This is a genomic window from Erwinia pyri, assembly GCF_030758455.1.
GTDB lineage: Bacteria > Pseudomonadota > Gammaproteobacteria > Enterobacterales > Enterobacteriaceae > Erwinia > Erwinia pyri.
Map to the genome: position 1 here is coordinate 1782617 of NZ_CP132353.1, position 18744 is coordinate 1801360.

An 18744-nucleotide genomic window follows, 5' to 3' on the forward strand; every position below is an offset into this window, starting at 1 on the left:
TAAGCAGGCAAACCGGACCAGGTTAAGTGAAACGTGATACTCATCAAACATTCATTTAGCGATTTATTTTACTCTTCGTAATAAATAGCGAGCGCGCACAGACGCTCACTTTATAACGGGAACCTCCCTCCCGTTAAAACGCGTAACACACCCTACTCAGGAGCTCCACATTATGTTTAAGAACGCTTTTGCGAACCTGCAAAAGGTTGGCAAATCGCTGATGTTACCGGTATCAGTTTTACCGATAGCCGGGATATTGTTAGGCGTTGGCTCGGCCAACTTTAGCTGGTTGCCTGCCGTGGTTTCCCACGTCATGGCAGAAGCGGGCGGCTCGGTCTTCGCCAATATGCCGCTGATTTTTGCCATCGGCGTAGCGTTAGGCTTTACCAATAATGATGGCGTCTCAGCCCTGGCTGCGGTCGTGGCTTACGGCATCATGGTGAAAACGATGGCGGTGGTAGCTCCGCTGGTCCTGCATCTGCCAGCCGCAGAGATTGAAGCCAAACATCTGGCCGATACCGGCGTGCTGGGTGGGATCATTGCAGGTTCGATTGCAGCCTGGATGTTTAACCGTTTTTACCGCATCAAGCTGCCTGAGTATCTGGGCTTCTTTGCCGGGAAGCGCTTTGTCCCGATCATCTCTGGCTTTACCGCTATTTTCCTGGGTGTGGTGCTCTCCTTTGTCTGGCCGCCGATTGGTACCGCCATTCAGGATTTCTCCCAGTGGGCGGCGTATCAGAACCCGGTGGTGGCGTTTGGCCTGTATGGTCTGATTGAGCGTACGCTGGTGCCATTCGGCCTGCATCATATCTGGAACGTGCCTTTCCAGATGCAGATTGGTGAGTTTACTAATGCGGCAGGTCAGGTCTTCCACGGCGATATTCCGCGTTATATGGCAGGCGATCCAACCGCAGGCAAATTGTCCGGTGGCTTCCTGTTTAAAATGTACGGTCTGCCAGCCGCAGCGATCGCTATCTGGCACTCCGCTAAGCCTGAAAACCGCGCTAAAGTGGGTGGCATCATGATCTCCGCGGCGCTGACCTCTTTCCTGACGGGTATCACAGAACCGATTGAATTCTCTTTTATGTTTGTGGCGCCGGTGCTCTATGGCATCCACATTCTGCTGGCCGGTCTGGCGTTCCCAATCTGTATCCTGTTGGGGATGCGTGACGGCACCAGTTTCTCACATGGCCTGATCGACTTTGTGGTGCTGAGCGGCAACAGCAGCAACATCTGGCTGTTCCCGGTGGTCGGCGTCATTTACGGGCTGATCTACTACACGGTGTTCCGTCTGGTCATCACTAAATTCAACCTGAAAACCCCGGGCCGTGAAGAGACAACTGCCGAGCAGACCGTCGGCACAGCTAATGAGATGGCGGGTAACCTGGTGGCGGCGTTTGGCGGTAAAGAGAACATCACCAATCTGGATGCCTGCATCACCCGACTGCGCGTCAGCGTGGCGGATGTGACCAAAGTTGATCAGCCGGGCCTGAAAAAACTGGGCGCAGCGGGCGTGGTGATTGCCGGTTCCGGCGTTCAGGCCATTTTTGGTACTAAATCGGATAATCTTAAAACGGATATGGATGACTTTATCCGCAACAGCTAAAAGATCCTGAGCATCGAGGGGGCGCGAAAGCGCCCCTTTTTTTATGCCAGTGCGGACTAAATGGTGCAAAGGCAGACGATTAACGTAAGAAAAATCACGGGAAGGTTGAAAGAAAACAAATATCTCGCTCATACTGCGTGAACTCTCCTCATCGTTCAGGGATTTGCTCATGGTCGAAGAAACGATTTTCAGTAAAATTATCCGCCGCGAAATTCCGGCAGACATCGTCTATCAGGATGAGCTGGTAACAGCATTTCGTGATATCTCCCCCAAAGCGCCTACGCATATTCTGGTTGTGCCAAATATTCTTATTCCAACAGCCAATGACGCCGTACCCGGTCATGAAGCGGCGCTGGGCCGGATGATCACCATCGCGGCAAAAATCGCGAAAGAGGAAGGGATTGCTGAAGATGGCTACCGTCTGATCATGAACTGCAATTCGCACGGCGGACAGGAGGTCTATCACATCCATCTGCATCTGCTTGGCGGCCGCCCTCTCGGGCCGATGCTGGCTAACTAATCGCTCTCTGATGCGGACACACTCTACTATGCGGGCAATGGCCACAGGCTTGACGTTACTGGCACTCCTCAGCGGATGCAGCAGCGATCGCACCACTATCAATACCTCCCAGTCGCTGGTGATGGAGTCTTCCGTGCTCTCCGCCGGGATCACTACCGATGAACCGGTGATCTCGGTGCATGAAGGGCAGCAGCGCGCTTCCGCCGTACTCTATAACCAGCAGGTGGCGCCGGTGACGGTGCATTATCGCTTCTACTGGTATGATGATAAGGGCCTGGAGATCACCCCCTTTGAGCGTCCGCGAACGGCCACCGTGGCCGCAGACGGTAAAGTTGAAATATCATCGCAAACGGGTAACCTGACGGCGAGTAAAGTCAGGCTCTATCTGTATCTTTAGGAGATTATTGCGTGGAAAGGAACATAACCAAACTCTCTGGCGTGATGCTGCTGGCACTGATTTTAAGCGGCTGTATCAGCCAGCAGCAGCCCCAGCAACCCGCGCCAGTTGAACCCGTTCAGCCGACTCAGCCCGCGCCGCCGCCGGTTCAGCCGCCGCCGGTTGAAACTGTGCCTCAGCCGCCCAAATTCCAGTCAATAAACTGGGACGCCAGCGTTACGCCGCTGGTGGCGCAGATGCTGAAGGCTGATGGCGTCACGCCGGGCAGCGTGCTGCTGGTGGATGGCATGAAGAACAGCACCAACGGCAGCCTGCAGACCTCTAAAGCTACCGCTGCGCTGCACTCAGCACTGGAGAATAACACCCAGTTTACGCTGGTCACGCCGCAGCAACTTGCCACCGCTAAACAGACACTTGGCCTCTCTGCCGAAGACAGCCTGGGCTCGCGCAGCAAAGCTGTCGGGCTGGCACGCTACGTTGGCGCGCAGTACGTGCTCTACAGCAACGCGCAGGGTGACGTGAAATCTCCGGCCCTGCAGATGCAGCTGATGCTGGTGCAAACCGGGGAAATCATCTGGTCAGGCAACGGTGTCGTACAGCATTGATCCGGCGCTGGGCAGAGTCATAACTCAACAGTTTCCGGCGGCAGAGTCCGCCGGTTCTTTTTTTCCGCTCAGCGGTCTGACCGGGCAGACCGGCAAAGTTATTATCGGAGAGAAAGTGCTGCTGGCACGCCATCAGCACCCGGTAAACGTGATTCCTGGCGTCGATCGTCGGCGCGAATACCATATTCTTCGTAAGCTTTCAGGGAGTGGGCTGGGGCCAGCGGTTTATGGTTTTGCTGAAGGGTGGTTACTGCTCGGCTGGCAGCCTGGTGAGGTGCTGAGTCCGCATCAGTTTCTGCAGCAGCTGGAGGCGCTGGTGCCGCTGGTGACCCGCCTGCATAGCCAGCCGCTGAGCGGCTACCGGCTCTCTCTGCCTCGGCTGCTGGAGCAATACTGGCTGTTAAGCCATCCGGGCAGGCGACATTGCGGCTGGCTGCGCGTGCTGCGGCGTTTGCAGCGGCAGGGCGAACCCAAACCTTTACGGCTGGCGCTGCTGCATATGGATATCCATGCGGGCAATCTTATTAGTAGCCAGCCGCTGAAAGGGCGGGAAACGGCCAGTAAGGGCGACGAAATGCTGTCGGAAGGTGATGCAGGCATTATCACCGTTAGCCAGCCGCTGCGGCTGATCGACTGGGAATATGCCAGTGATGGCGACGTGGCGCTGGAGCTGGCGGCCATCGTTGCAGGTAACGGCTTGAATGGGCAGCAGCAGGCTCAGCTGACGGCTGCCTATGCCGCCGCGCAGCAGCTCAATCCTGCGGTGCTGGCCCGCCAGATGCAACGCTGGCAGCCGTGGCTGATGCTGTTGATGGCAAGCTGGTATGAACTGCGCTGGCAACAGACGCAGGAAGAGACGTTTTTCACGCTGGCAGCACAGGCCTGGCAGCGGCTGTTATCAGAGTAAGAGGTGAAGTGTGGGACCGGTAATGTTAGACGTGCTCGGCTACGAGCTGGATGCAGAAGAGCGTGAAATTTTACAGCATCCGCTGGTAGGGGGGCTGATCCTGTTCAGCCGCAATTATCATGATCCGCAGCAGCTTGCTGAACTGGTTCGCCAGATACGCGTCGCTTCCCGCCATCGGCTGGTGGTGGCCGTCGATCAGGAAGGGGGACGCGTTCAGCGCTTCCGCGAGGGATTTACCCGCCTTCCTGCCATGCAGGCTTTTGCCGGGCTGAACAGTGAAGAGAAAGCGCTTGAGCTGGCGCAGGAAGCGGGCTGGCTGATGGCGTCTGAAATGATAGCGCTCGATATCGACATCAGCTTTGCGCCGGTATTGGATATTGGCCACGGCAGCGCGGCGATTGGTGAACGCAGCTTCCACGAAGATCCGGTTATTGCCCTCAATATGGCACGGCAGTTTATTCGCGGCATGCACAGCGCGGGCATGAAAACGACCGGTAAACATTTTCCCGGCCACGGTGCGGTGAGTGCAGATTCCCATAAAGAGACGCCACGTGATGACCGCAGCGAACAGGAGATCCGCCAGCATGATATGCAGATCTTCAAACAGCTGATAGAAGAACAGGCGCTGGATGCCATTATGCCCGCGCATGTTATCTATACTCAGATCGATCCGCGTCCGGCCAGCGGCTCATCACACTGGCTGCAAACGGTGCTGCGTGGCGAGCTGGGTTACGACGGCGTGATCTTCTCAGACGACCTGTCGATGGAGGGTGCGGCGATTATGGGCAGCTATGCTGAACGTGCCCAGGCTTCCCTGGATGCGGGCTGCGACATGATTCTGGTGTGCAATAATCGCCAGGGGGCTGTCAGCGTGCTGGATAATCTGTCACCGATCAATGCTGAGCGCGTCAGCAGGTTGTATCATCGGGGAACATTTACGCGTCAGCAACTGCTGGCTTCGCCTCGCTGGAAAGAGGCCAGTCAGGCGCTCTCCACGCTGCAAACGCGCTGGCTGGAGCACAAAAACCGCTGACGATAATTCAGGAGGAACGCGATGATCATCTATCTTCACGGCTTTGATTCCACCAGCCCGGGGAACCATGAAAAAGTTCTCCAGCTGCAGTTTATAGACCCCGACGTTCGTTTACTCAGTTACAGCACGCTGCATCCTAAACATGACATGCAGTATTTGTTAAATGAGACCGATAAAATTCTGCGCAGCGGCGACGATGAGCGGCCGCTGATCTGCGGCGTGGGACTGGGCGGTTTTTGGGCAGAGCGAATCGGTTTTCTGAGCGATATCCGCCAGGTGATTGTTAATCCGAACCTCTGGCCGCAGGAGAACATGGCAGGGAAAATTAACCGCCCGGAAGAGTACGTCGACATCGCCACCAAATGCGTCAGCAATTTCCGTGAAAAGAACCGCGACCGCTGCCTGGTGATCCTTTCACGTAGCGATGAAGCGCTCGACAGCCAGCGCTCAGCAGCAGAACTGCATAATTTCTATGAGATTATCTGGGATGAGGTGCAGAGCCACAAATTCAAAAACATCGCCCCCCATTTGCAACGGATCAAGGCGTTTAAAACCCTTGGTTGATCCTTTCCGGGGCCGTGATTCCATTATGGCCCCGAACTTTGCTTCGTATTAATCTGAGTTTCTCTGCTAAAAATTGACCTGAATCAATTTTAAGAGACCTCCTCTTCGCGCCCGTGTTATCCTGCCTTCAGATAGCGAATAAACTCGCCAACCCTATGTTAACTAAGGATATTAATTTAACCTTTGGTTAACGATTGGTTCACATTTTTAAGGGGGTCATTTGACTACACCACTCAAGAAGATTGTTATTGTCGGCGGGGGGGCCGGTGGGCTGGAGCTTGCCACTCAGCTGGGTCACAAACTGGGGCGTAAGAAAAAGGCGGAAATTATCCTGGTGGACCGTAATCACAGCCACCTGTGGAAGCCGCTGCTTCATGAAGTGGCCACCGGCTCGCTGGATGAAGGCATTGACGGACTGAGCTACCTGGCGCACGCCCGTAATCATCATTTCCAGTTCCAGCTCGGCACGCTGACCACGATTGATCGTGAGAGCAAGCGCCTGCACCTGTCTGAAATTTGCGATGCCCAGGGCGAATTGCTGGTACCGGAGCGTGAACTCGCTTATGACACGCTGGTGATGGCGCTGGGCAGTACCTCCAACGACTTCGGTACGCCGGGCGTTAAGGACCACGCTATTTTCCTCGACAACCCGCATCAGGCGCGCCGTTTCCATAACGAAATGCTGAACCTGTTCCTGAAATTCTCTTCCAGTGAAGGGGCGCAGGAAAAAGTGAACATTGCCATTGTGGGTGGCGGTGCGACGGGCGTGGAGCTTTCTGCCGAACTGCACAATGCGGTGAAACAGCTGCACAGCTATGGCTACAAAGGACTGGATAACCAGGCGCTGAACGTCACGCTGGTGGAAGCGGGCGAGCGCATTTTGCCTGCGCTGCCGCCGCGTATTTCTACTGCCGCTCATCAGGAGCTCACCAAGCTGGGCGTGAATGTGCTGACGCAGACCATGGTCACCAGCGCGGAGAAGCATGGCCTGAACACGAAATCTGGCGAATTTATCGAAGCGGATTTAATGGTCTGGGCTGCCGGAATTAAAGCGCCGGACTTTATGAAAGAGATTGGCGGTCTGGAAACCAACCGCATCAATCAGCTGGTAGTGAAGCCGACGCTGCAGACTACGCTGGATGAGAATATTTATGCCATTGGCGACTGTGCTTCCTGTGCATTGCCATCAGGCGGTTTTGTGCCGCCACGGGCGCAGTCGGCTCACCAGATGGCCTCGCTGGTGCTGGATAACATCCTGGCGCAGATGAAAGGCAAAGAGCTGAAGAACTATGTCTATAAAGATCACGGTTCGCTGGTGTCGCTCTCCCGTTTCAGTACGGTCGGCAGCCTGATGGGAAACCTGATGCGTGGCTCAATGATGGTGGAAGGGCGCATCGCCCGTTTCGTCTATATCTCTCTCTACCGTATGCACCAGGTCGCCCTGCATGGCTACTTCAAAACTGGCCTGATGATGCTGGTAGGCAGTATTAACCGGGTGATCCGCCCGCGCCTGAAACTGCACTGATTACAGTTTTTGCCAGGTAGTACCACTCAGTAAGTCAGTCCGGGGCTTATAGTAACGCCGTTACTATAAGCCTTTCTTCTTATAAACCTTCCTCAGCCGCCGTTCGGAACACTCTTAAAAGCTTTCTCTTATGGTAAGTGGACCTCATTTCGTCCTGTTTTCTTATTGTCACAATTGGTCCTGATGCGCAAAATTCATTTCAAGACTACACGGCGCGTCGCGCACGTCGGGTAACTGTCTCTGCCAGGGAGCAGGCAGGAGGCAAAAATGCGCGGTAACAGTTTCAGGAGGATGTCCTGTGAATAAATCAATGTTGGCGGGTATTGGAATTGGCGTGGCGTCAGCCCTGGGTGTGGCTGCTGTTGCTGGCATGAATGTCTTTGATCATAGCCCGCAGTATGCGCAGGTCCTTTCGGCAACGCCTATTAAAGAAACCACTAAAAACCCGCGTAAGGAATGTCGCAATGTGACGTTGACGCACCGCCGTGCCGTACAGGATGAACATCGTATTGCTGGCTCGGTACTGGGTGCAGTGGCTGGTGGCGTGCTGGGTCATCAGTTTGGCGGCGGTCGTGGCCGCGATGTGGCAACGGTGGCGGGCGCCGTAGCGGGCGGTTACGGCGGCAACCAGGTGCAGGGCGCCTTGCAGGATCGCGATACCTACACCACGACTGAGCAGCGCTGCAAAACGGTGTATGACAAGCAGGAAAAGATGATGGGCTACGACGTTACTTATAAAATTGGTAACGAGCAGGGCAAAATCCGTATGGATAACGATCCCGGCACGCGTATCCCGTTAGACAGCAACGGCCAGCTGGTGTTGAACAACCGTGCCTGAACCACGCCGTGAGTGAATGCTGTCAGATCGGCATTCGTGCAAAACAATGCCGGTCACCTTCAGTGTCCGGCATTAGCTGTACAGACCCTCACTTATTTATACTCTTTTGGTTTCTCTTCCTTTTTCGGTTCCCTCCGCCAGGCATCATCATATTTGATGACTCCCGGAATATAGAACCACTCGATACTATTGTATCTCAGACCAATAACCTCAAGCATATTAGGTGAACGAGAGCCTTGCACATATGCATGGGAGAAGTCTGTTGAAGTAATAACAACCCTTCCCATTGTTACCCGATAAACCTCAGTTTCAACCCCAGCCTCCGATGTTTCATAGTATTTTATAACTGCCTGCTGGAATACTTTTCCGGTACAAACAGCATCATTAAGCATTGGAGAGTTTCTATCTAACTGTTTATGTAATATGTAGGAGTGATGTTGACGAGTACCACTCAAGCGTCCCGTTGCACCATCAGCAGGTTGATATATACCATGCTGGCTACTCATAATTTCAATACCACTCCGGCGATCTTCTAATAACTCACTAACAATCCCACCAGTTCCATTATTCGTATTGCTAATTAGCATCCCATTTTCATCATACAGAAATAGATATGCGGGCAATGACATCTTTAACTCCTTTTTTCAGTTTTGGCTATTCTTCCATTTTCATTCACATCAAACTCATATCGATATTTAATGTCATTCATTATATATAAAACCCCGTATTTGCTTCCGGGCTTAAGTTTTATTTTGAAGCAAGTATCAGGATATGAAAGGTTCAACATTACATCCCCTGAGTTAAGTAATGGCTTATTTACCCCCTGCACTATCTCCTCAAGATAGTAGTAGTTCAATGCGTCAGCTTCACCTGACTTACCAATACAAAGAGAATCACCATTAGTAAATACTGTGCCTGTCTCAGTAAATACCAATCTATCAGCATCACTCTGACATGCAGGAAGAACAAGACCAATAACTACAGCAAATGCCAATCTTCTCACGATGGAAAGCCTCTTAATATTCTCTGATATTTAACCATAAGCTTCTGTACAGGCTCTGATGGATTGTAATTTTTTAGACGATAAAGATTATTATGCCCATAAAAGTCATAATGAATTAATAACCAATAATCTGATACGATACAAGCTTGCTGTTCCATCGGGTAATCTGAAAGGTTATCCCCATCTAAGGTATATTGATAATCTACAGCTCATGAAAATGCACCTCTGGTTCTTACCCACATACCTCGTTGATGTTGGTATACATGCATCATCTCGTGTAAAAATAAATGTTGTGAGTCAATCAGAGCCATTGAGAAGTCGTCTTTATAAGTGCCTTCCTGAAAATATAACTCCCCATTAGGGGTCATAGCGTAATTTTCGGCTTGTAGATTAAATGGGAGATAACTTTTTCTATGTATCCAGACTTCATTATATCGGATGCTGAATCCATAGACTGCTGTTGCAAGATGAACCTCACCCAAGGTTAAACGCCTTACTCCGCCTATTTTTATCGGGTTAAATACTGTTACCATACGCAACTCCTTCTGAACGAAAGCTGCATTGTACAACTTTTATACAAAGGTTGAAGGTCTCTTTGTAACCTGCTGACGTATAGCCTGGTGAGATATCAGAGGGTGATGATGGCAACGCATCTGAAAGGGGATTATCTGCCGTGTCAGCTGAGCTTCAGTGGAAAAACTGCCGGTCACCTTAAGTGACCAGCATCAGGCGTAAGCCGCTCTTATATTGGCGTTAACTCAGGCGGCATTCGCCAGAATCTGCGCCATAAAGTCCCGCACCCATTTCATCCGTTCCTTCCGCTCTGCCAGATCCCGGATAAACTTGATTTTGGTTGGCCCATCCAGACGCCAGTGCTGCGGCTCTTTCTGCAGCAGCCCAATCAGCCAGCCAGGATCCGCTGCGTTCTTCTCGGCAAACTCAATGAATCCGCCTTTATCGCTTGCCTCGACGCGGCGAATACCTATTTTCTTCGCTACCAGACGCAGGGCAGCAATATCCAGCAGGTTACGGGCGGCATCCGGCAGGTTGCCAAAACGGTCAATCAGCTCAACCTTCAGATCGTCCAGCTCACCCTCTTCCTGAGCGCTGGCAATGCGTTTATAGAACGACAGCCGCGTATTAACATCAGGAATAAAGTCTTCAGGCAGCAGGGCAGGCATGCGCAGCTCGATGTCGGTCTGGCTGTTGGTCAGATCCTCCAGCGAAGGCTCGCGCCCCTCTTTCAGCGCATCCACCGCGTTCTCCAGCAGCTCCATATAGAGCGAGAAGCCGATGGTTTCCATCTGTCCGCTCTGATCTTCACCCAGCAGCTCACCGGCGCCGCGGATCTCAAGATCGTGCGTTGCCAGGGCAAATCCGGCACCCAAATCCTCCAGAGAGGCGATCGCTTCCAGACGTTTATGGGCGTCGGTGGTCATCGCTTTTGGATGCGGCGTCAGCAGCCAGGCGTAGGCCTGGTGATGCGAACGGCCTACGCGGCCACGTAACTGGTGAAGCTGCGCCAGACCAAAGTGGTCCGCCCGCTCAATAATAATGGTATTGGCTGTGGGAATATCGATGCCGGTTTCAATAATCGTGGTGCACACCAGCACGTTAAAGCGCTGATGGTGGAAATCGTTCATCACCCGCTCCAGCTCGCGTTCGCGCATCTGGCCGTGACCTACGGTGACCCGCGCCTCAGGAATGAGTTCTGAAAGGCGGTGCGCCGCTTTCTCGATGTTTTCCACATCATTGTAGAGGTAGTAAACCTGGCCGCCGCGCAGCACTTCACGCAGGATAGCTTCACGCACCACCAGATTATCGTATTCACGCACAAAAGTTTTGACCGCCAGACGGCGAGCGGGTGGCGTGGCAATAATCGACAGGTCGCGCATGCCGCTCATCGCCATATTCAGCGTGCGGGGGATTGGCGTGGCAGTCAGCGTCAGGATATCCACATCGGCGCGCATCGCTTTGATGCGCTCCTTGTGGCGCACGCCGAAGCGGTGCTCTTCATCGACAATCAGCAGGCCTAAATCACGCCATTTAATCTCGGTGCCCAGCAGCTTGTGCGTACCGATAAGGATATCGATTTTGCCTTCGCGGGCCTGTTCAAGGATTTGCGCCTGCTCTTTGGCGGTACGGAAGCGGGAGAGCATCTCAATGCGTACCGGCCAGTTGGCGAAGCGGTCGCGGAAATTGTCATAATGCTGCTGAGCAAGCAGGGTGGTAGGTACCAGCACCGCCACCTGCTTGTTGTTTTCCACCGCCAGGAAGGCGGCACGCATCGCCACTTCGGTTTTGCCGAAGCCCACGTCGCCACACACCAGCCTGTCCATCGCCAGCGGCTGGCACATATCGCTCAGCACGGCATTGATCGCCTGCGCCTGGTCTGGCGTGGTTTCGAACGGGAAACTTTCACAGAAAAGCTGATACTGCTCTTTATCATGCTTAAAGGCGAAGCCAGCTTTTGCTTCGCGCTGGGCATAGATATCCAGCAGTTCGGCTGCCACGTCACGCACTTTTTCGGCTGCTTTCTGGCGTGCGCGTGACCAGGCATCGCTGCCTAATTTATGCAGCGGCGCATTATCATCCGCGCCCCCTGCATAGCGGCTAATCAGATGCAGGGAAGAGACCGGCACATAGAGCTTGGCATCACCGGCATAGGTCAGCATCAGATATTCGGCGGTGATACCGCCAGTCTCTAAGGTGGTTAGCCCCATGTAGCGGCCCACACCATGCTCCAGATGCACCACAGGCTGACCGGGATGCAGTTCCGCCAGGTTGCGGATCAGAACATCCGGGTTGATGGTGCGGCGGTTATCCTGACGGCGACGGCTGACGCGCTCGCCCAGCAAATCACCTTCACAAATCAGCGCGCGCTGGCGCAGACCATCCACAAACCCTTTCTCACTGGCGCCAATCATCAGATAGTGACCGGCAGCACTGGCCGCGGAGAGAGCATGAACCGATTTGGGCAGGATTTTAATCCGCGCCAGCAGCTCCTGTAACGCCTCACGGCGGCCTTCGCTCTCGACGGAGAACACCACCGGGCCCGCGAACTCTTCCAAAAAACGACGCAGCGCATCCAGCGGCGCTTTGGCCTGAGCCTGCACCGCCAGATCCGGCAGCGTCTGATACTGCAGATTGGTATTGGCCGCTTTCTCCGGCAGCAGGTCGCTTTTCAGCTGCACGCGCGGCCATTTTTTCAGCTCGCTAAACAGCTCGTCGGTGCGTAACCAGAGCTTTTCCGGCGGCAGAAGGGGACGCATTGGATCAACCCGGCGGCTTTCATAGCGCGAGGTGACGTCCAGCAGGAAGCGATCGGCACTGCTTTCCAGCTCGCCGGTATTCACCAGCAGGGTGTTCTCTGGCAGATAGCTGAAGAGCGCGGGCAGCGGCTGCTCAAAAAAGAGCGGCTGCCAGTATTCGATACCGGTCGGCAGCGTCCCTTTACTGACCTGCTGATAGATGTGCTCGGACTCGCGCCTGACGTCGAAATGTTCACGCCACTGGGTGCGGAACAGCTCAATGGCCGTTTTATCCGTCGGGAACTCGTGGGCTGGCAGCAGGTTTACGGCGGGTACCTCTTCCAGCGTGCGCTGCGTATCGACGTCAAACAGCCGCAGGCTGTCAATCTCATCATCAAAGAAGTCGATGCGGTAGGGCTGGTCGCTGCCCATCGGATAGAGATCGAGCAGCGCGCCGCGGGTGGCGTATTCACCATGCTCCATCACCTGATCAACGTGACGATAACCAGCCTGTTCGAGCTGCGCGCGAAGCGTGTCTCTGGAGAGCCGCTGGCCTTTCTTCATCACCAGCGCGTGGCCATGCAGGAAACTGTGCGGGCAGACGCGCTGCATCAGCGTATTCACCGGCACAATCAGCACGCCGCGCTCCATCATCGGCAGTTGATAAAGCGTGGAGAGGCGGGAGGAGATAATATCCTGGTGCGGGGAGAAGCTGTCGAAGGGCAGCGTTTCCCAGTCAGCCAGGCTCAGCACCGGCTCATCGGTAAACTGTTTGATTTCATCATGCAGACGGAGCGCGTTTTGCATGTCGGGGGCGATTAGCATCACCGGGCCAGAATGGCGCTCAACGATCTCGGCGCATTCCACCGCGCAGGCGGCGCCGGTCAGTTGCCCTAACTGGCGCTGGTCACCTGCTTTGACGGGCAGGGTGTATCGATAGTGTTCAGGCATAATCAGTCAGACGGTCTCTTCGCGAAATGGAGAGCAGGGAACGGCTGTTCCCCTTTAGCTAACAGGAGTATACCTCTATTTCGGCGATTGTTGGGTGTAGTGCATTCTGGGGCGGTCAATGTTTGCCCAAATCAGCTCTTTTTCACCGTGATAACTGTGGTTGCCATCATCCCATTTCACATAATAGCCCGCCGCGCCATCGCCCTGTTCGAACACATTGACAACCATTCCTTTGATGTCGCCCGTTTTATGTCTGACAATGCTGCCTTTGGGATATTTAGACATCTTTACCACTCCTGCGCTTGCTCGCTCTGGCACCAACAGTACACCCTCTTTCAGAGAGGGATTAATCTCAGTCTATGCTGATTTGCGTGCAACAATTAAGCAATTAAAGACTGTTTTTTAGTCGATACCGGCGCAATAAACGCGCTTGTTGCCTTTGCTGACAAAACAAAGCAGCAGAGTCAGCAGCTTAGAGGTTCCATAACGACCGCCTGTCCTTTATTATCTTCGATCACTTTTTGCTAACGCTTTGCCAGAAGACGGATTATATGTATCAACCTGTCGCGTTATTTATCGGTCTGCGTTATATGCGTGGACGAGCTTCAGACCGCTTCGGCCGGTTTGTTTCCTGGCTCTCCGCTATCGGCATCACCCTCGGAGTGCTGGCGCTGGTCACCGTGCTGTCGGTGATGAATGGTTTTGAGCAGGAGCTGGAAAAGAGCACGCTTAATCTGATGCCTCAGGCGCTGATCGTCAGCGAGAAAGGCTCTTTCAACCCGCAACAGGTCCCGGCCAGTTCACTGGCGCTTGAAGGCGTGAAAAAAATCACCCCGCTGACCACCGGTGACGTGGTGCTGCAAAGCGCGCGCAGCGTGGGCGTGGGCGTGATGCTGGGCATCAACCCCGATGAGCCTGATCCTCTGACTCCTTATCTGGTCAATGTGAAGCAGAGCAGCCTGCAGGCGGGGCAGTACAACGTCATTATCGGCGAACAGCTGGCCAGTCAGCTTGGCGTCAAGCGCGGCGAGCAGCTGCGCCTGATGGTGCCCTCTGCCAGCCAGTTCACCCCGATGGGGCGTCTGCCAAGCCAGCGGCTGTTCACGGTAGCGGGAACCTTTGCGGCAAACAGCGAAGTGGATGGTTATCAGATTCTGGTCAATCAGCAGGATGCCTCCCGTCTGATGCGTTACCCGGCAGGCAACATCACCGGCTGGCGTCTGTGGCTCGATAAGCCTCTGCAGGTTGACAGATTAAGCCAGCAGAAACTACCGGACGGGCTGGTGTGGAAAGACTGGCGTGAACGCAAAGGCGAGCTGTTCCAGGCTGTACGCATGGAGAAGAACATGATGGGGCTGCTGCTGAGCCTGATCGTGGCGGTAGCGGCGTTCAATATTATTACTTCGCTCGGCCTGCTGATAATGGAAAAGCAGGGCGAAGTGGCGATCCTGCAAACCCAGGGCCTGACCCGCCGACAGATCGTGATGGTATTTATGGTGCAGGGGGCAACCGCCGGTATCGTAGGTTCCCTGATCGGCGCGCTGCTTGGCGTTTTGCTGGCCAGCCAGCTGAATAATCTGATGCCGCTGATCGGCGCCTTCCTGGATGGCGCGGCGCTGCCGGTCGCTATTTCTGTTCCACAGGTGATAACCATTGTTGTGACGGCGATGGTCGTGGCGCTGCTCTCTACGCTTTACCCTTCCTGGCGCGCGGCCGCCGTTCAACCCGCTGAGGCTTTACGTTATGAGTAACTCGATTTTGTTGCAGTGCAATAACCTGTGCAAACGCTATCAGGAAGGGAGCGTCCAGACGGATGTGCTGCGCGATGTCTCTTTCAGCGTAGCGCCGGGCGAGATGATGGCGATTGTCGGCAGCTCCGGCTCCGGCAAAAGTACCCTGATGCATCTGTTGGGCGGGCTGGATACGCCAACCTCCGGTGAGGTGGTGTTCAACGGTCAGTCGCTGAACGGCATGAGCTCAGCAGCAAAAGCTGAGCTGCGTAACCGCGAGCTGGGCTTTATCTACCAGTTTCACCATCTGCTTCCGGACTTCAGCGCGATGGAGAATGTGGCGATGCCGCTGCTGATTGGCAAAGTCGCTAAGGCGGAAGCTGAAGCAAAAGCGATGCAGATGCTCAGTGCGGTAGGCCTGGATAAACGCGCTAAACATCGTCCCTCGGAGCTTTCCGGCGGCGAGCGTCAGCGTGTGGCGATCGCCCGCGCCCTGGTTAACAATCCCCGCCTGGTATTAGCCGATGAGCCGACAGGTAACCTGGATGCCCGCAATGCAGACGCCATTTTTGATCTGCTGGGGGAATTGAATGTGCGTCAGGGCACCGCATTCCTGGTGGTGACCCACGATCTGCAGCTGGCGAAGCGTCTCAACCGTCAGATGGAGATGCGTGACGGACAGCTTACTGGCGATGTGACGCTGGCAGGGATAGCGTAATGGCAGGCAATCTTTCCCTTCTTTTAGGCCTGCGCTTCAGTCGTGGGCGCCGCCGCAGCGGCATGGTCTCGCTGATTTCGGTGATCTCAACCGTGGGTATTGCGCTGGGCGTGGCGGTGCTGATTGTGGGCCTGAGCGCCATGAACGGTTTTGAGCGCGAACTGAATAACCGCATCCTTGCAGTGGTACCCCATGGGGAAATCGAGCCGGTTAATCAGCCTTTTACCGGCTGGCAGGCACTGTTGCCGAAAGTGGAACAGGTGAAAGGCATTGCCGCTGCGGCGCCTTACATCAACTTTACCGGGCTGATTGAGAGCGGCGCGAAACTGCAGGCGATTCAGGTCAAAGGCGTAGACCCTAAGCAGGAAAGCAGGCTGAGCGCGCTGCCGGCTTACGTGCAAAACAATGCCTGGCAGAGCTTCAGCGCCGGCAAACAGCAGATCATCCTGGGGAAAGGGGTGGCGGACAGCCTGAAGCTGAAGCAGGGCGACTGGCTGACTATCATGATCCCCAACAGCGATCCTGAGCATAAGCTGCTGCAACCGAAACGCGTGCGGCTACAGGTGAGCGGCATCCTGGCATTGAGCGGCATGCTGGACCACAGTCTGGCGCTGGTTCCGCTGGGTGATGCGCAAAATTATCTGGCAATGGGTGACAACGTCACGGGCATTGCGCTGAAAATGAGCGATCCGTTTGCCGCGCAAAAACTGGTGCGTGATGCGGGCGAAGTGACCCACTCTTATGTTTACATCCGCAGCTGGATCGGGACTTACGGCTATATGTACCGCGATATCCAGATGATCCGCGCCATCATGTATCTGGCGATGGTGCTGGTGATTGGCGTAGCCTGCTTTAACATCGTCTCCACGCTGGTGATGGCGGTAAAAGACAAGAGCGGCGATATCGCCGTATTGCGTACGCTGGGGGCGAAAGATGGGCTGATCCGCGCTATCTTTGTCTGGTACGGCCTGATGGCCGGGCTGGTGGGCAGCGTCAGTGGCGTGGTGGTTGGCGTGCTGGCGGCGTTTAACCTTACGCCGATTATTCGCGGAGTTGAAACCTTAACGGGCTATCATTTTCTCTCGGGCGATATCTACTTTATCGATTTTCTCCCCTCGGAAGTGCACTGGCTGGACGTGGCCACTGTGCTTGTCACTTCGCTGGTGCTCAGCCTGATCGCCAGCTGGTATCCAGCCCGACGCGCCAGCCGAATCGACCCGGCTCGCGTCTTAAGCGGACAATAGCATTATGTATTACGGTTTCGACGTGGGCGGCAGCAAAATCGCGCTGGGCATCTACAATCTTCAGCGTCAGCAGGTCTGGAGCAAGCGGGTTGCCACGCCGAAGAACGACTATCCGGCGCTGCTGGATCTGCTGGTTTCGCTCACGGAAGAGGCCGATCTGTTTTGTGGCGAAAGAGGTAGCATTGGGCTTGGGGTGCCGGGCATTCCGGTACCGGATAATGGCACGCTCTTCTCTGCTAACCTCCCGGCAGCAACAGGCCGGACGTTAGGGGCCGACCTGACGGCCAGGACAGGTCGTCAGGTGCGCATCGATAACGACGCCAACTGTTTTGCCCTCTCCGAGGCCTGGGATGATGAATTCCAGGCTTATCCGGTGGTGATGGGACTAATCCTCGGTACCGGTGTCGGCGGTGGGCTGATTGTAGAGGGTAAGCCCATGACCGGGCGCAATTATGTGGTGGGCGAATTCGGCCACATGCGCCTGCCGATAGATGCCCTCGATGTGCTGGGGCAGCAGACAGCACAGCCGCTTTGCGGCTGTGGTAAGAGAGGGTGCATAGATTCCTGGCTCTCTGGCCCCGGGTTCTCCCGTCTCTGGCAGCTGCATTATCAGCAGGCTCTCAGTGCACCCGAGATTATCACCCGCTATTATCAGGGGGATGCGCAAGCTGTCGCCCATACGGAGCGTTACCGGGAGCTGTTAGCGGTATGCCTGGGTAATTTGCTGACGCTGGCAGACCCTCACCTGGTCGTGCTCGGCGGTGGACTGTCCAATTTCGACGCGCTTTATGAAGGGTTGAGCGATCGGGTCAGCAAGTATCTGCTGCCGGTGGCTAAACCGCCAAGATTTGAAAAAGCGCGTCATGGAGACGCAGGCGGAATGCGCGGTGCCGCATTCCTGCACGTTAAGGAAGAGAGGAATTATGATGCGTACACCCCGTCGCCGACTTAGGCTGGCACGTTACAAAAAGACCCGACGTCAGGTGCATCAACGTTTTCGTCAGCGTATTTTTGAGCGTGACCGAAATATAGAGATCGCCCAACACCCCTTGCCGCGTGTCGTGGTGCTGACCGGCGCGGGGATCTCCGCAGAATCGGGTATTCGCACCTTTCGCGCTGCGGATGGACTCTGGGAAGAGCATAAGGTTGAGGATGTCGCCACGCCTGAAGGGTTTGCGCGCGATCCGCAGAGAGTGCAGGCGTTTTACAATGCCCGCCGCCGACAGCTGCAGCAGCCCGATATTCACCCCAATGCCGCGCACGATGCGCTGGCCGAGCTGGAAGCGGTGCTTGGCGATCGTTTCCTGCTGGTAACGCAAAATATTGATAACCTGCATGAGCAGGCTGGTAACCGTCATGTGATCCATATGCATGGTGAGCTGCTGAAGGTTCGCTGCGCGACGAGCGGCCAGATCCTGCACTGGTCCGACGACGTGAAGCCGGACGACCGTTGTCACTGTTGCCAGTTCCCTTCAGTGCTGCGACCACATGTGGTCTGGTTTGGCGAGATGCCGCTGCAAATGGATGAGATCTATTCCGCGCTAAGCGAAGCGGACTATTTCATCTCAATCGGTACCTCCGGGCACGTTTATCCGGCGGCAGGCTTTGTACATGAGGCGAAACTGCAGGGGGCGCATACCGTAGAGCTGAATCTTGAACCCAGCCAGGTTGGCAGTGAGTTCGAAGAGAAAGAGTACGGTTTAGCCAGCGAAGTGGTGCCGAAGTTTGTGCATAACCTGCTGGCGAAGATTGGCAGATAAGTTCAGCCTCTGTTTCTTTCAGGGCGGGGTATCAGAAAAACCCCGCTACTTTTCTGCTTAAAAAGTTCTCTCTGTATCTGAGCCGCCAACGT

Annotated in this window: 18 protein-coding genes and 1 pseudogene; 14 read left to right on the forward strand and 5 right to left on the reverse strand. The window is 54.9% G+C overall.

Annotated features, from left to right (window positions below; translation table 11 throughout):
- Positions 1-172: 172 nt before the first annotated feature.
- The 9 genes from ptsG (at position 173) to Q3V30_RS08315 (ending at position 7995) form a co-directional block, all read left to right on the forward strand.
- The gene (gene ptsG, locus Q3V30_RS08275; protein WP_306212195.1) at positions 173-1606 is read left to right on the forward strand and encodes a PTS glucose transporter subunit IIBC; all 1434 of its coding nucleotides are present in this window, start codon (positions 173-175) and stop codon (positions 1604-1606) included.
- Positions 1607-1775: 169 nt separating this feature from the next.
- Entirely contained in the window at positions 1776-2126 is a 351-nt protein-coding gene (hinT, locus tag Q3V30_RS08280; RefSeq protein WP_306212197.1) for a purine nucleoside phosphoramidase, read from the forward strand.
- A gap of 28 nt (positions 2127-2154) precedes the next feature.
- The gene (locus Q3V30_RS08285; RefSeq protein WP_306212199.1) at positions 2155-2523 is read left to right on the forward strand and encodes a YcfL family putative periplasmic lipoprotein; all 369 of its coding nucleotides are present in this window, start codon (positions 2155-2157) and stop codon (positions 2521-2523) included.
- A 44-nt stretch (positions 2524-2567) separates the two neighbouring features.
- Positions 2568-3128 carry a penicillin-binding protein activator LpoB gene (gene lpoB, locus Q3V30_RS08290; RefSeq protein ID WP_428979255.1) on the forward strand — a complete coding sequence of 187 codons (561 nt, stop codon included), beginning with the start codon at positions 2568-2570 and terminating at the stop codon, positions 3126-3128.
- Positions 3112-4035, forward strand: coding sequence for a phosphotransferase (locus tag Q3V30_RS08295; protein ID WP_306212202.1), 924 nt, complete (start codon positions 3112-3114; stop codon positions 4033-4035). Before lpoB ends, Q3V30_RS08295 begins: the two co-directional genes overlap by 17 nt.
- A gap of 22 nt (positions 4036-4057) precedes the next feature.
- Positions 4058-5068, forward strand: coding sequence for a beta-N-acetylhexosaminidase (gene nagZ / locus Q3V30_RS08300; protein ID WP_306212203.1), 1011 nt, complete (start codon positions 4058-4060; stop codon positions 5066-5068).
- A gap of 21 nt (positions 5069-5089) precedes the next feature.
- Positions 5090-5632, forward strand: coding sequence for an alpha/beta hydrolase YcfP (gene ycfP, locus Q3V30_RS08305; protein WP_306212205.1), 543 nt, complete (start codon positions 5090-5092; stop codon positions 5630-5632).
- Positions 5633-5852: 220 nt separating this feature from the next.
- A complete protein-coding gene (locus Q3V30_RS08310) occupies positions 5853-7157 on the forward strand; it encodes an NAD(P)/FAD-dependent oxidoreductase (protein ID WP_306212207.1) in 1305 nt (434 codons plus the stop codon).
- 298 nt (positions 7158-7455) lie between these two features.
- Complete coding sequence (locus Q3V30_RS08315; protein WP_306212209.1) at positions 7456-7995, forward strand: glycine zipper 2TM domain-containing protein; 540 nt, start codon at positions 7456-7458, stop codon at positions 7993-7995.
- Between the two features lie 92 nt (positions 7996-8087).
- On the opposite strand, the gene Q3V30_RS08320 is transcribed toward Q3V30_RS08315, so the two are convergent.
- From Q3V30_RS08320 to Q3V30_RS08345, 5 genes and pseudogenes are all read right to left on the reverse strand, one after another.
- On the reverse strand, positions 8088-8624 hold the full coding sequence (locus Q3V30_RS08320; RefSeq protein WP_306212211.1) for an Hcp family type VI secretion system effector: 537 nt from the start codon (positions 8622-8624) through the stop codon (positions 8088-8090).
- Positions 8625-8626: 2 nt separating this feature from the next.
- Positions 8627-8989 (reverse strand): hypothetical protein, encoded by a 363-nt coding sequence (locus Q3V30_RS08325; protein ID WP_306212214.1) that lies wholly within the window; start codon positions 8987-8989, stop codon positions 8627-8629.
- A 5-nt stretch (positions 8990-8994) separates the two neighbouring features.
- Positions 8995-9531: pseudogene (locus Q3V30_RS22750) on the reverse strand (type IV secretion protein Rhs).
- A gap of 225 nt (positions 9532-9756) precedes the next feature.
- Positions 9757-13200: a transcription-repair coupling factor gene (gene mfd, locus Q3V30_RS08340; protein WP_306212218.1), complete on the reverse strand. Its 3444-nt coding sequence runs from the start codon at positions 13198-13200 to the stop codon at positions 9757-9759.
- A gap of 75 nt (positions 13201-13275) precedes the next feature.
- A complete protein-coding gene (locus Q3V30_RS08345; RefSeq protein WP_306212221.1) occupies positions 13276-13485 on the reverse strand; it encodes a hypothetical protein in 210 nt (69 codons plus the stop codon).
- A 266-nt stretch (positions 13486-13751) separates the two neighbouring features.
- Here Q3V30_RS08345 and lolC point away from each other — a divergent pair, with 266 nt between their 5' ends.
- The 5 genes from lolC to cobB are packed head-to-tail and all read left to right on the forward strand — an operon-like array spanning position 13752 to position 18652.
- Entirely contained in the window at positions 13752-14951 is a 1200-nt protein-coding gene (lolC, locus tag Q3V30_RS08350) for a lipoprotein-releasing ABC transporter permease subunit LolC (RefSeq protein WP_306212223.1), read from the forward strand.
- Positions 14944-15648: a lipoprotein-releasing ABC transporter ATP-binding protein LolD gene (gene lolD / locus Q3V30_RS08355; protein ID WP_306212224.1), complete on the forward strand. Its 705-nt coding sequence runs from the start codon at positions 14944-14946 to the stop codon at positions 15646-15648. The genes lolC and lolD overlap by 8 nt, the downstream gene beginning before the upstream one ends.
- Positions 15648-16892 (forward strand): lipoprotein-releasing ABC transporter permease subunit LolE, encoded by a 1245-nt coding sequence (gene lolE, locus Q3V30_RS08360; RefSeq protein WP_306212227.1) that lies wholly within the window; start codon positions 15648-15650, stop codon positions 16890-16892. The genes lolD and lolE overlap by 1 nt, the downstream gene beginning before the upstream one ends.
- 4 nt (positions 16893-16896) lie before the next feature.
- Positions 16897-17844 (forward strand): N-acetylglucosamine kinase, encoded by a 948-nt coding sequence (gene nagK, locus Q3V30_RS08365; protein WP_306212229.1) that lies wholly within the window; start codon positions 16897-16899, stop codon positions 17842-17844.
- Positions 17819-18652 carry a Sir2 family NAD+-dependent deacetylase gene (cobB, locus tag Q3V30_RS08370; protein WP_306213132.1) on the forward strand — a complete coding sequence of 278 codons (834 nt, stop codon included), beginning with the start codon at positions 17819-17821 and terminating at the stop codon, positions 18650-18652. The genes nagK and cobB overlap by 26 nt, the downstream gene beginning before the upstream one ends.
- Positions 18653-18744: the final 92 nt, after the last annotated feature.